The 13060-nt window shown below is 63.3% G+C and carries 12 protein-coding genes; 5 read left to right on the top strand and 7 right to left on the bottom strand.

The genetic code is table 11. From position 1 onward, the window contains the following. Positions 1-156: 156 nt before the first annotated feature. A complete protein-coding gene (locus tag J2Y48_RS08080; RefSeq protein WP_310415446.1) occupies positions 157-537 on the bottom strand; it encodes a hypothetical protein in 381 nt (126 codons plus the stop codon). A gap of 276 nt (positions 538-813) precedes the next feature. On the opposite strand from J2Y48_RS08080, the gene J2Y48_RS08075 reads away from it, so the two are divergent. Next, on the top strand, positions 814-2145 hold the full coding sequence (locus tag J2Y48_RS08075; RefSeq protein WP_310415443.1) for an FAD-binding oxidoreductase: 1332 nt from the start codon (positions 814-816) through the stop codon (positions 2143-2145). Positions 2146-2339: 194 nt separating this feature from the next. Next, positions 2340-3881, top strand: a complete 1542-nt coding sequence (locus tag J2Y48_RS08070) for a methyl-accepting chemotaxis protein (protein ID WP_310415440.1) — start codon at positions 2340-2342, stop codon at positions 3879-3881. 52 nt (positions 3882-3933) lie between these two features. On the opposite strand, the gene J2Y48_RS08065 is transcribed toward J2Y48_RS08070, so the two are convergent. Beyond that, positions 3934-4638 carry a Crp/Fnr family transcriptional regulator gene (locus J2Y48_RS08065; protein ID WP_310415437.1) on the bottom strand — a complete coding sequence of 235 codons (705 nt, stop codon included), beginning with the start codon at positions 4636-4638 and terminating at the stop codon, positions 3934-3936. A 303-nt stretch (positions 4639-4941) separates the two neighbouring features. On the opposite strand from J2Y48_RS08065, the gene J2Y48_RS08060 reads away from it, so the two are divergent. After that, positions 4942-7026 carry an EAL domain-containing protein gene (locus J2Y48_RS08060; RefSeq protein WP_310415434.1) on the top strand — a complete coding sequence of 695 codons (2085 nt, stop codon included), beginning with the start codon at positions 4942-4944 and terminating at the stop codon, positions 7024-7026. Between the two features lie 9 nt (positions 7027-7035). On the opposite strand, the gene J2Y48_RS08055 is transcribed toward J2Y48_RS08060, so the two are convergent. Further along, positions 7036-8244, bottom strand: coding sequence for a TIGR03862 family flavoprotein (locus J2Y48_RS08055; RefSeq protein WP_310415431.1), 1209 nt, complete (start codon positions 8242-8244; stop codon positions 7036-7038). A 168-nt stretch (positions 8245-8412) separates the two neighbouring features. Between J2Y48_RS08055 and J2Y48_RS08050 the strand changes: the two genes are divergently transcribed. Further along, positions 8413-8793, top strand: coding sequence for a winged helix-turn-helix domain-containing protein (locus tag J2Y48_RS08050; protein ID WP_310415428.1), 381 nt, complete (start codon positions 8413-8415; stop codon positions 8791-8793). Between the two features lie 16 nt (positions 8794-8809). Here J2Y48_RS08050 and modC read toward each other — a convergent pair whose 3' ends face one another. The 3 genes from modC to modA form a co-directional block, all read right to left on the bottom strand. After that, a complete protein-coding gene (modC, locus tag J2Y48_RS08045; protein ID WP_310415425.1) occupies positions 8810-9886 on the bottom strand; it encodes a molybdenum ABC transporter ATP-binding protein in 1077 nt (358 codons plus the stop codon). Then, a complete protein-coding gene (gene modB, locus J2Y48_RS08040; protein WP_310415423.1) occupies positions 9883-10623 on the bottom strand; it encodes a molybdate ABC transporter permease subunit in 741 nt (246 codons plus the stop codon). Before modB ends, modC begins: the two co-directional genes overlap by 4 nt. Positions 10624-10741: 118 nt before the next feature. Further along, complete coding sequence (gene modA / locus J2Y48_RS08035) at positions 10742-11536, bottom strand: molybdate ABC transporter substrate-binding protein (RefSeq protein WP_310415421.1); 795 nt, start codon at positions 11534-11536, stop codon at positions 10742-10744. Positions 11537-11749: 213 nt separating this feature from the next. Between modA and tsaA the strand changes: the two genes are divergently transcribed. After that, positions 11750-12274 carry a tRNA (N6-threonylcarbamoyladenosine(37)-N6)-methyltransferase TrmO gene (gene tsaA / locus J2Y48_RS08030; protein WP_310415418.1) on the top strand — a complete coding sequence of 175 codons (525 nt, stop codon included), beginning with the start codon at positions 11750-11752 and terminating at the stop codon, positions 12272-12274. Between the two features lie 12 nt (positions 12275-12286). On the opposite strand, the gene J2Y48_RS08025 is transcribed toward tsaA, so the two are convergent. Further along, positions 12287-13033 carry an SDR family oxidoreductase gene (locus J2Y48_RS08025; protein WP_310415413.1) on the bottom strand — a complete coding sequence of 249 codons (747 nt, stop codon included), beginning with the start codon at positions 13031-13033 and terminating at the stop codon, positions 12287-12289. Between the last annotated feature and the right edge of the window lie 27 nt (positions 13034-13060).

Raw genomic sequence — 13060 nt, 5'->3', positions numbered from 1 at the left:
GCGCACGCTTCGAGGCGATTTGAGCCCGCTGCGCGCGAAAGTAGTTCCATCATCGATGCTGGAAAATTGGTGGTAGCAGGCCCGGTTAACGGACCATCAGCAGTGGCGTTGGCTGACAGGGCCTTTGGCGGCCCTGTCACGCTGGCTTCGTTGGCGCTACTCGGACTTCTTCGCGTCCGGATGATCGGTCCTGCCGGCTGGAATGGTGCTCACCGTGATCGACACGGGGTCGCTTGCGGGAAACGATGCCTCCAGCCCTTCGTCCAGTTCCTCTTCCATGGTTTGCGTGTCGCCCGTGGCACGGGCGCTACGCAGGCAATTCACCTCATCATCGCCGGTCAACAGACTGCCATCGAACGTGGCAACCTCCAGCAACACCGCCTTGGCTCGGTCGGTGGCGTTGAGGCGATTGAGGTCACTGTCGTCGCCGGCCCGCAGGAGGACGCTGACCACCTCGCCGGCTTCGCCGACGAATTCGACGGTGAAGCCGGCCTTTCCACCCATCTCCGGGTGAACCTGTACTCCGACAACTTGCATGGCCTTGCTCCTTCCATGAACCCTGGATCAGAAACGTCATCCCGACGACAAGGTTCCCCGTGTGGGCGGGTTTGCGTTTACGCTGGGGCAGCGTGTCGTTGTATTCCACGTCCCAGGTGCCGGAGAGACCGGGTACGCGGAGGCGCTGGGAACGCGACCTCGACGGGACGCAATGATTCCTGCCAGTACCGCACCGCAAGTGCAGGCTTGACATCGCGCGCGCGGTGCCGGACGAAATTGTCGACGTTTTCATCCACCGTTCAAGGATTTCGCCGCATGCCCGGTCCCTATGTCGTTCCCGTTCATGGCGATGTCGAGTTGCCCAAGGAAGTCGATGTCGTGGTCATCGGCGGCGGCATCATCGGCGCCTCGACGGCGCTGGAACTCGCGGAACGCGGTCTGCGGGTGGCGCTGTGCGAAAAGGGCGGCATCGGCCAGGAGCAGTCGAGTCGGAACTGGGGATGGGTGCGGATTGCCTGCCGCGACCCGCGTGAAGTGCCGCTGATGGCGGAATCGCTGCGGATCTGGGACACGCTCGACCAGCGCACCGGTCGCGACACCGGCTTCAAGCGCGCCGGCATCATCTTCACCTCCTCGACCGACCAGGAATTCGCCGGCCACAGAAATTGGATCAAGAACCTCGAAAACTATGAGATCGAGGCGCGGATGCTGAGCGGGCAGGAATTCCGGTCCATGTATCCAGGGACGACGATGAACCTGAAGGGCGCGCTGTTTACACCGGCCGATGCGCGCGCCGAGCCGCAGAAGGCTGCACCTGCGATCGCCGAAGCGGCCCGCGCCAATGGCGCGGCGATCCTGACCGAATGCGCCGTGCGTGGTATCGAGACGGCCGCCGGTGCCGTGTCCGGCGTCGTCACGGAGCGCGGGTCGATTGCCTGCAAGGCGGTCGTGCTCGCCGGCGGGGCCTGGTCCAGCCTCTTCGTCGGCACGCTCGGCATCCACCTTCCGCAGTTGAAGGTCCTGAACTCGGTCCTGCGCACTAAGCCGCTGGAGGGCGGGCCGGAACAGGCGATGTGGGCCAGCGATTTCGCCTTCCGCAAGCGGCAGGACGGCGGTTATACGATCGCATCGGGCAGCGAAAACGTCGTCGATATCGTGCCCAAGTCGTTCCGCTTCGCGCTGGACTTCGTGCCGGCGCTGCGCAAGGAGTGGCGCGCACTGAAATTCCGTGCCGGATGGCGCTTCTGGGACGAAGTGCGCATTCCCGATCGTTGGACCCTGGACGAGCCGAGCCCGTTCGAATATTGCCGCGTCCTCGATCCCAAGCCTTCGACGAGGATGTCGGACAACGCCCTTGCCAATCTGCGGCGCGCCTTTCCGATTTTCGAGAGGACGCAGATCGCGCAACGCTGGGGCGGATACATGGACGTGACGCCGGACGCGATCCCGGTGATCTCCGCCGTCGATCGCATTCCCGGCTTCCATATCGCCACCGGCTTTTCGGGGCATGGGTTCGGCATCGGTCCGGGCGCCGGCCGGCTCATGGCCGATATCGTCACCGGTCGAACTCCGGTGGTCGACCCGAAGGATTTTCGCCTTTCCCGTTTTACGGACGGCTCGAAGATCGAGCTGATCACCGGGTACTGAGGCGGAGCCGGGTTTGTCTGAGATGGCGAGCGCTTACCCGCATACTTGGTCGAACTGATCTCATGACGCTGTTTTTGAATAAGTTTTTTTGTAAATAGTCCTTTCGTCGTACATCGGTAACAGAACCTTAATATACTTATATGCACGTTATCGTTCGGAACGGTAGCGTGCATATATGCTTGAGGGGTGAATATATGGATGCGCGTAGGGACGAGGACGAGATCAGTGAACGATTGACTTTTGTCGGGCTGGGGCCCGGCGAAAGCGATATCCTGCGGCAAACTGCAGCGGTGGTCATGGCGAACATGGATGCGGCGCTTGCCACATTCTACCAGACGATCCGCGCCACGGCCCAGACGCGCGGTTTTTTTGACGACGATGCCGCGGTGGCGCGTGCCGGAGGCAGGCAGAAGCAGCATTGGGCGATGATCCTCAGCGGACAATACGGCCGCGACTACATGGAGGCCGTCCGCGCCGTCGGTTCCGTGCACGCCAGGATCGGGCTGGAACCCCGCTGGTACATCGGCGGCTATGCTCTCGTGATGGAGCGGCTGCTGGAGGGGCTGTTTGCGGCCCGTCAACCGCAAAAGCCAAAATCAAGCTTTGCGATCGCCAGAAACAGGACGCAGCCACGGCAAGACAATCTGGCGAAGGAGGTGGTCGTTCTCGTCAAGGCGGCGATGCTCGACATGGAACTGGCGATCTCCGTCTATCTCGACAATCTGGAGGAGCGGCGCCGGAAGGCGGAACTGCAGCAGATCGAGTCCCTGGATCAGGTCGCCGCGGCATTGTTGCGGCTCGCCGATGGCGACCTAGGAGTTTCCGTCGATCCCAATGTGTCGGAGAAATCGGAGCGGCTGGCACAAGGCTTCAACGAGGCGGTCGCGAGCCTGTCGCGAGTGATTGCTTCGGTGCGGGACGCAGCGGGAAATGTGCGCGCGGGCTCGGTGGAGATCGCCAGTGCGGCGGAGAACGCCAACCGCCAGTGCGAGCGGCAGGCCACGGCTCTTGAGGAGACCGTCACGGCGATCCGGGAATTGGCTGGCGCGATCGAGAGCACGGCGGATACGGCGCAGGATGCAAGCCGCACGGTATCAGGTGTGATGAATGCGGCCGAACAGGGTGTCGCAATTGCACAAAGGACGGCGGATGCCATCCGCGAGGTCGATGCCTCGTCCGCAAAGGTGACGAACATCATTTCCGTCATCGACAAGATTGCCTCCCAGACCAATCTGCTTGCGCTCAACGCAAGCGTGGAAGCCGCACGCGCCGGTGACGCCGGGAAGGGATTCGCGGTGGTCGCAAGTGAAATTCGGTCGTTGGCGCAACGATCCGCGGATGCGGCGAGGGAAATCGCCGGCCTGATTCAAGCAAACTCGAACAGCATTTCGGCCGGTGTCGGCCTGGTTGGTGAAACGCAGTCCCAACTGTCGAGCATTGCCGAGGCGATCCGGCACACGGGTAATCTCGTTCATGGCATCGCCCAGTCGGCCCGCACGCAAGCGGCAAGCATCGCTGAGATCTCCGCAGCAACCGGTCAGATTGACGACGCCACGCAACGCAACGCTGCCGCGATCGAGGAAAATGCGGCGGCAAGCCGGTCGCTTGCCGCCGAAGCAGAGGCGCTCTCGCGTGCGATCGCCGGGTTTCGGGACGGCACCGAGGATTCGCTACGACGGCCCGGAGCAGAGAGCAGGGCAGGCGGCAACGCAAACGGGTCGCGCCATGCAGCGTGATCGGAGCGGTTCGGATATCTATGGATATGATCGGCTGCGCATGGCGCCGATATCAGCAAACCGAGGCCGACCGGATCCGATCATAGCAGGGACAGGAGCGCGCATGCAGGGCCGCGCGATTCCGCACGGTTACCCGGCCGCGAACGTAGGTGATCGCGCCAGCGTTCATCAGGTCGCTGCAGGCGGCATTGACGGTTGCCCTCCGAAGCGCCAGCAGTCGCGATATCGCCTCCTGAGTGACGTGGAACTCGTCGCCCGAGACGCGGTCATGCGCCTGCAGCAGCCAGCGGGAAACCCGCTGTTCGGCCGTGTGCAGGCTGCTGCAGGCGACCGACTCCATCAGTTGCATCATCAGCGATTTGGCATAGCGCAACATAGCCGCGCGCACGTCCCTGAAACGTGTGAGAGCCTGATCGAAATCGGTCGTGGGAAGCCACAGCGCACGACCCGGCACCTGCACGACGGACGTCCCCAACGACGTCTCGCTCTCCATAACAAGAGCAAAACCGAGAAACCCTTCACGCCCGATGGACACTTTTTCGACGCTCTTATCGCCTGCAAGTTCGGCGATGAAGGACACGACGCCCTCCAACGGAAACACAAGATGTGTGACCTGGGCGCCATTCGTGAAGATGACATCGCCGGTGCTCATCTCGCGCATCTCGGCGCGGTCAACGATGAAATCACGGGCATCCGCTTTCAGCGCGGCGAGGACGTGGTTGCTCAGAAATGCTGTGGAATTGCCACTTTCAGCCAAGGTGCGCTCCGCATCATTTTGGTGCCAATTCATAACAGAAATTGTGAAATGTCAAATCGACAGTAACAACTTGTTAAATTTGTTATACTGCACAACAGTTTATCCATTCCGCACGGAGTCTATTTTAGAATGAATGGATTACAAATTACTGAAGAGGCTGCGCCGGTTGTCGATGAAGACGTCGGCCGACTTCGTTCCCGCAAACGCCCGCGCCGAACCGCGATTGTTCGAATCCTGGCGAATTCGAAGCGAGCAACGAGCAATTCCGCAGACCGGGACGAGGTCGATGAGGAAAATGGCGGTTTGCAGGGGCTGTTCAGGGCCTACCAGGCGGCGTTGGACCAGCACGCGATCGTTGCGGTGACCGACCGGCGTGGAAAGATCGTCTTTGTCAACGGGAAGTTCTGCACCATCAGCGGCTATGGGTCGGACGAACTGATCGGACAGAACCATCGTCTCGTCAACTCGGGACATCACTCGAAGGATTTTTTCGAGGAGATGTGGCGCAAGATCGCCGGTGGTGAAATCTGGCATGGTGAAGTGTGCAACCGGGCCAAGTGCGGCACCCTCTACTGGGTCGACACAACGATCGTCCCGGTGCCGGACCGCGCGGGTCGGACGAATGCCTATGTGTCGATCCGGTATGACATCACCGATCGGAAGCTCGCCGAGCGGACGCTGAAAGAAGAGGTCGCCAGGCGCCGCAAGGCAGAGGCATTGCTTGTGGACGTCATCGAAACGATCCCGGACGGTATCGCAGCCTTTGACGCCGAAGACCGTCTCGTCCTTCACAACCGTGCGTTCGAGGACATTTACAGCAAGGCGCGGGAAGCGATAGTGCCCGGCAACACTTACGCCGCGATCGTGCAATGCGGATTGGAGAATGGGCAATACCTCCTGCCGCGCAACACGCCGGAGGGGCGCGAAGCCTGGCTCCAGGCGCGCTTGCGCGAACACGCAAATCCGGGGCGCAAGGCGGTCGTGGCGATCGCCGGGGGGCGTTGGTTGCAGGTGCAAGAGCAGCGATCCGCCTCCGGTCATATTGTCGGAACGCGAACCGACATCACGGAGCTGAAACGATCCGAAGCGGCGATCAAGTTTCACGCGGAGCACGATCCGCTGACGAAATTGTTCAACCGGTCTGTGCTGGATAAACGGCTGGAGCAGGCCATCGCAAGTAGTCGCAAGACCGGGGTGAGCGGCGCACTGGTCGTAGCGGACCTTGATGGCTTCAAGCAGACGAATGACACGCTGGGCCATGCCGCCGGCGACGCACTGCTCATTGCGGTGGCAAAACGGATGCAGGAAGCAATCCGAAAGACCGATACCATCGTGCGGCTCGGGGGAGACGAATTCGCGATCATCCTGTCGAATGCGACGCGAGCGAACATCGACAAAACCCTCGAGAGGCTGTTTGCGAGGGTTCAACAGCCGGTTCCTTTCCAGAGGCATCAGATCACGCCGCGCATGAGCATCGGAGGCTGTCTGTTTCCTCGTGACGGACGGCGGCCGGAAAGTCTGCTCAAGAAAGCCGATCTCGCCCTCTACGAGGCAAAGGCCGAAGGCCGCGGTCGGCACAAGCTATATTCGCGGGCTATGTCTGTGGAGAGTGAACGCAGGCACAGGATGGCAAACGCGCTGGCGGCTGCCGTGTCCACGAACCAGATCGACATCGCGTTGCAGCCGCAATTCCGCGTCGGCGATGGATCGCATGCCGGATTTGAGGTGCTGGCGCGCTGGAACCGCGCCGGCCAGCCGGTCAGCCCCGCCGAGTTCATTGCAGTAGCCGAGACGCACGGCCTGATCGTGGAATTGGGTCATCAGATCTTGCGCAAGACCTTCGACGCCATGCGCACCTTGCGGTCCCAGGGGCTGGACATCGGGCAGGTGGCAATCAACGTTGCCGCGGCGCAGATCCGTCGCCCCGACTTTCCGTCGATGTTGCGGGCGATGGTCGCAGAAAGCGGGCTGGAGCCGCAATGCGTGGAGGTCGAGCTGACCGAAAACATCCTTCTCGATGCCGCCCATGACCAGATTGCGCAGACACTGACCGAATTGGATGGACTGGGCTTTTCGATTGCGCTCGACGACTTCGGCACGGGATATGCCTCGCTGGCACATTTGCGGCGCTTTCCGGTCAACCGGATCAAGATCGACCGGTCGTTCGTTCGCGACATGTCTACGAGTGCGGATGCTTTCCGGATCGTGCGAGCCACCGTCGGCCTAGCCCACAGCCTGGGGATGCAGGTCGTCGCCGAGGGGATCGAAACCGAGGAACAGCTGGAGATTCTGCAGGGGATGAACTGCGATTTCGGTCAGGGCTTCCTCATCTCCGAACCCCTTGCCCGCGACGCGCTGCCGACGTACCTCGCTGCGCGTGCCGACTGATCACAGCGGCTATCGTCGAAGCCAGCTATCGACCCCCTGAGCGGCCGCACGGCCGGTCGCCATGCAGGCAGTCAGCAGATACCCGCCGGTTGGCGCCTCCCAGTCAAGCATTTCGCCGGCGACGAAAACGCCGGGTAGGGCCTCCAGCATGTAGCCGGCATCGATGCCACTCCAACGGATGCCGCCGGCCGAGGAGATGGCCTCGGCGATGGGGCGCGGTCGCTGAACGCGCAGCGGTAGTGCCTTGATCGTCGTTGCAAGGCGCTCCGGAGAGTATTGCGCGAGGTCCGGTGCGAGCTCGCGCAGCAAGGCCGTTTTCACGCCCGCCAGGCCGGCACCTTTGCGCAAACGATTGCTAAGGCTCGCCTTTTCGCCCTGGCGGCCGAGGTCGCGTGCGAGGCGCTCGGCGGGCCGCCCCGGCACAAGATCGAGCCAAAGCACCGCCTCGCCGTCGCGTTCCAGCCCATCGCGCAGGCTGGCCGCATGGGCATAGACGAGGCTGCCTTCGATGCCGTGCCGGGAGATGACGAATTCGCCGGGAACGACGCCGGCCTCCGACGTCGCGGTCACCGACTTGATCGGCTCGCCGGCAAAACGTGTGAGGAAAGTTTCGCTCCAACCGACGTCGAAACCGCAATTTGCCGGCCGCAGCGGCGCGACGGGCACGCCTTTCTCCCGAAGCGGGCCGCCCCAGGATGCGTCGGAACCGAGCCGCGGCCAGCTGGCGCCGCCGAGGGCAAGCAGGGTCGCCTTGCTCTTGATGGTCGTTGAACCTTCCGGCGTCTCGAAAACGAGGCCATCATCCGAAAAGCCGATAAAGCGATGACGGGTCCTGATGGTTGCCCCTTGTGCCTCCAGCCGGCGCAACCAAGCGCGCAGCAGCGGCGACGCCTTCATCGCCGTCGGAAAGACGCGGCCGGAACTGCCGACAAACGTCTCGATGCCAAGCCCGGCCGCCCATGCGCGCACGGCGTCGGGGGGAAACGCGTCGAGCGTCGGGCGCAGCCGCTCCGATGCCTTGCCGAAGCGGCCGGCAAAGCGCGCATAGGGTTCGGAATGGGTGATGTTCAGTCCGGACTTGCCGGCCAGCAGGAATTTGCGGGCGACGGTCGGCATCGCCTCGTACACCGTCACCGCTCGTCCGGCGCCGGTCAACACCTCGGCCGCCATCAGTCCCGCCGGGCCGCCGCCAATAATCGCTATCTCGTCCCGCTGCATTCGTCCGCCAAACCCTGAATTCGTTCGCCGCACTCTTTGCGCGGACGGCGCCCGAGTGCAAGGGAGATGTGGACGGCGCGACCGCTGTTGACAGGTGTTGGTTGCATTGGCACTCACACCCGACATTCAGTAGGTTAGGCGGACAAAGGCACGAAGGACTGATCCCCGATGAAGAACGACGCCTCCGGCGATTTGCGTGTGATCCTCCGGGTCGATTTTCCGCAGGCCGAACGGCTTGGGCGCGGCAAGATGCTGCTGCTGGAAAGGATCCGCGAGACCGGATCGATATCGGCGGCAGGCCGTTCGATGGACATGTCCTATCGCCGGGCCTGGCTGCTGGTCGACGCGATGAACCGCATGTTCTCTTCTGCAGTGGTGGAATCGCAGCGCGGCGGCAAGCAGGGCGGCGGCGCGGCCGTGACCCCGTTCGGCGAGGAACTCCTGGCACGCTTCCGCGGGATGGAGGAGAAGGCAAAAGCGGCGCTTTCCGCGGATCTGGACTGGCTGCAGGCCAACCGTGCGAAGGAAGCGCCGGAAGACGGCCGCTGATTCAGCGCGTGTTCCTTTAGCGCGTGTCTAGCGCAACCGTCTTGATAATGGCAAAGATGGTCTTGCCGGGATGCAGTTGCAGCCGCTCGCCGGACAGTGCGGTGATACGTGCATGGACGGCATCGCCGCCGCAATCGACCTCCACCGTGATCATGCCCTCGCCATCGGGGGTGATCGTCGCGATCGTGCCCTCGAGAATGTTGAGCGCGCTCAGGCCTTCGGGCTTGCCGGTCGACAGCATGACGTCGCGGGCGGGAATATGGACGCGCACGGGCTTGCCGGCTTCGATATCGGTGTTGGGCACGTGGAGTTCCCGCGCATTCAGCCGCACCGTCGCGATGCGATGCGGCCGATCGACAGCGGCGACGGTACCCGTTAGCACGCTTCCGGCCTCCCGGCGGTCCACCGTTGCGGCGAGCAACGGGCTGCTCAGCACCTCCGATACGGCACCGATGGCTTCCACCCTGCCGTCATTCAGCAGGACGACGCGGTCAGCCAGCCGCGCCACCTCGTGCACGGCGTGGCTGACATAGACGATCGGGACTTTCGTTTCGTCGCGCAGCCGCTCCAGATAGGGCAGTATCTCCGCCTTGCGCTCTTCGTCGAGCGCCGCAAGCGGCTCATCCATGAGCAGCATCCTTGGCGCCGACAGCAGCGCACGGCCGATCGCCACGCGCTGCTTTTCCCCGCCGGAAAGGTTCGCCGGCCGCCGGTCGAGCAGGGCGCCGATGCCGAGGAGGCCTACGACATGATCGAAGCCTGCCGGCTCGATGCCGCGCGGCGCGAACCAGCGGCCGTAGGTAAGATTACCCCTGACGGAAAGATGCGGAAAAAGCCGCGCCTCCTGAAAGACGTAGCCGAAGCGTCGCTTGTGCTTGGGCACGAAGATCTTGCGCTTCGTGTCGACCAGGATGTCTCCGCCGAGCACGATCCGGCCTTCGTCGGGGCGGACGAGACCGGCGATCGCGCGCAGCAGCGACGTCTTGCCCGACCCGGACCGGCCGAACAGGGCGGTGACGCCGCCTTCGGACGTAAAGTCTGCGTCGAGGCGGAAGTTGCCGAGCCGGTGGCGGATTTCAACCGACAGTGTCATTCGAAATGCACCCGTTTGCCAACAGCATGCGCCATGAATTCGGAGGCGAGCAGCGCCGCCATCGAAATGATGATCGCGACGATCGTCAGGCGCATTGCGCCCGCATCGCCGCCGGGGACCTGGGTGAATGTGTAGATCGCCGCCGACAGCGTCTGCGTTTCGCCGGGGATGTTGGAGACGAAGGTGATGGTCGCGCCAAACTCTCCCATCGCCTTGGCGAAGGAGAGGATCATGCCGGCGATGATGCCCGGCAGGATCAGCGGAAGCGTGACCGTGACAAAGACCCAGGCCCGGTTGGCGCCCAATGTTCCCGCCGCATCCTCGAGCTTGCGATCCACCGTGTCGAGCGAGAGGCGGATGGAGCGTACCAGCAGCGGAAAGCCCATGACCGCGCAGGCGAGTGCCGCACCCGTCCAGCGGAAGGCGAGGACAATGCCGAGATACTCATCGAGAAAGGCGCCGATCGGACCCTTTCGTCCAAACAGTATGAGCAGCAGGAAGCCGGTGACGACCGGCGGCAGGATCAGGGGCAGGTGCACGATGCCGTTCAGCAGCGACTTGCCCCAAAAGCTGCCGCGCGACAGTGCCAGCGCAGCCAGGACGCCGAAGGGAAGGCTTGCCGCCACCGCCACCGTCGAGACCAGCAGGCTCAACCGAATTGCCGTCCATTCCGCGTCGCTGAGGGTCAACCAGTCCAAGTCAGAGCTCACATTTCCACGATTGGTCCGTCGGCGCATGCCATCCGGCGAAGGCCGACACCCGTCGGTCGGGAATCATATGCAATCAAATTAGTGCAACGTTTCAAAGGAATACAACGCCCCGCGCCATTCGCGGCGCGGGCGCGCGGGGAGGAACTCACTTCAGGATGGTGAAGCCCTGCTCGGTGAAGAACCGTGATGCCTCGTCGGACTTCAGGAAGTCGAGATAGGCTTTGGCGTCGGCACTCTTCGATTCCGACAGGACGGCGATCGGATAGATGATCGGCGGATGGCTGTCTTCGGGGAACGTTCCGACGACCGCGACGCCCGGATCGGCCGCGGCATCCGTCTCGTAGACGATGCCGTAGGGCGTCTCGCCGCGGGAAACGAGCGCGAGCGCCGCGCGAACGCTTTCGACCCCTGCAACCTTGGCCTCGACAGACGGCCAGACGCCGAGTTTTTCCAGTGCTGCCTTGCCGTATTTGCCGGCGGGAACGGAATCGACGGCACCCATGGCGAGCTTGCCGTCGCCGACGAGGCCGGCAAGGTCGAAGCCGTCCTTGATCTCGACCGGCTTGGCGGCTTCCTTCGGCGCCACGAGGACGATGCGGTTGCCGAGCAGGTTCGAGCGCGTGTCGTCCTTGATCAGCTTCTTCTCTGCCACGTAGTCCATCCAGGCGAGGTCGGCGGAGATGAAGATGTCGGCGGGCGCGCCGGCCTCGATCTGCTTTGCGAGTGCCGAGCTGGCGGCATAGGAGACCGTCGTTTCCTTGGACGTTTGCTTCGTCCAGGCCGCGTTGGCCGCGTCGAGCGCGTTCTTCAGGCTGGCCGCGGCAAAGACCGTGACCTTGTCTTCGGCTGACGCCGGTGCGGCAATGGCCGCAACGCCGAGCCAGGTCGCGGCAACCGAGGCCGCGGCGAGCCTCACCCAATGACGACGGTTGAATTTCATAGTCCCCTCCATGCTGTGCGAGATATTTCCTTGGATATAACGACGCGCATCAAATGGCTAGTGCTATATTTTGCGAAATATATCGCTTGCAGGATTTCGCGATCGCGTCAAAGTCGCCGCGGGCGAGGGGACGCAGTTTTCGATTGCGGACGAACGCATGAACTGGAACGCGTGATTAGATTGCGCATGAACGCATGACTGAAGGGGAAATGCATGGTTCGGGAAAACGAAATCCGCGAGAACGAGGTCGCCGTCGCGCCGCCTGAGCCAACCGATGCGGGGCTCGTCTTCATCGGACGCATCCATACACCGTGGGAATCGCGACTGCTCTGCCCGCGGCAAGGTCGCCTGGATGGGCCGGTGTGCCGGATCGAGATCTTTGACCCGTGGATCCCGGCGCTGGAAGGCATCGAAGCGTTCGAGCGGCTGGAGGTCCTCTATTGGCTCGACAGGTCCCGGCGCGATCTCATCCTGCAGAGCCCGGCCAGCAGCGGCAAGGTGCACGGCACCTTTTCGCTGCGCTCGCCGGTGCGGCCGAACCCGATCGGGACATCGATCGTTATGCTGGATCGGGTCGAGGGCAACGCCCTGTACGTGCGCGGGCTCGACTGCCTGAACGGCACGCCGCTGCTCGACCTGAAACCGGACCGTTCGCTGTTCAAGCCGATCTCGCCGCCCCAGCCCGGCGATTTCGAGACCGGCGAGGCGGAAACCGCGCCGAACTGCCAGAAAGCCTGAGCCGCGGTTCGGCTACATCTGCGCGGACATGCCGCCGTCGACGGTGAGCGTGATGCCGTTGACAAAGCTTGCGGCCGGCGAGGCGAGGAACAGGGCCGCCGGAGCCAGTTCCTCCGGTCGACCCCAGCGCTTCAACGGAATGCGCGTGTCGACGAAGGCCTGCACGCTTGCATCCTCCGACAGCGCCCTGTTCGGTTCGGTAACGAACCAGCCGGGCGCGATCGCATTCACGGTGAGGTTGTCGGCGCCGAACTCGACCGCAAGAGACCGGGTCAAGGCCTCCAGTCCGCCCTTCGAGGCCGTATAGGCGGGGTCGGGCTTGCGGGCGATCCGTGCTGCGATCGATGTCACGAAGATCAGCCGCCCGGCGCTGGATTGCTGAAGAAGCGGAATGGCCGCGCGCGCCAGCCGATAGGCTGCGGTCAGGTTGACGTCGAGAAGCGCGGCAAAGGCCGCACCATCGAGGTGCTCGGTTGTCCGCCGGTCACGGATGCCGGCCGCGTGGACGACGACATCCAGCCCGCCAAGTCGTTCGGCGGCCCGATGTGCAATCGTCTCCGGACTATCCGCAAGGTCAGCCGGCAGCGCTTCGGCCAGGAAGCCTTGCTGGCGCAATGAAGCGCAATGAGCCTCCAGCGCGGACGCGTCGCGACCGTTGAATGCGACCCAGGCTCCTTCGTGGGCAAATGCCTTGGCGATCTCAAGGCCCAGTCCGCGGGTTGCGCCGGTAACGAGCACGCGTCGTTTGCTGTCGGTCATCTGCATCCTCGCAGCTCGATCCTTGGC

The sequence above is a fragment of the Mycoplana sp. BE70 genome, from assembly GCF_031455855.1.
Taxonomy (GTDB): Bacteria; Pseudomonadota; Alphaproteobacteria; order Rhizobiales; family Rhizobiaceae; genus Mycoplana.
This window is presented reverse-complemented; position numbering and strand designations above follow the sequence as displayed.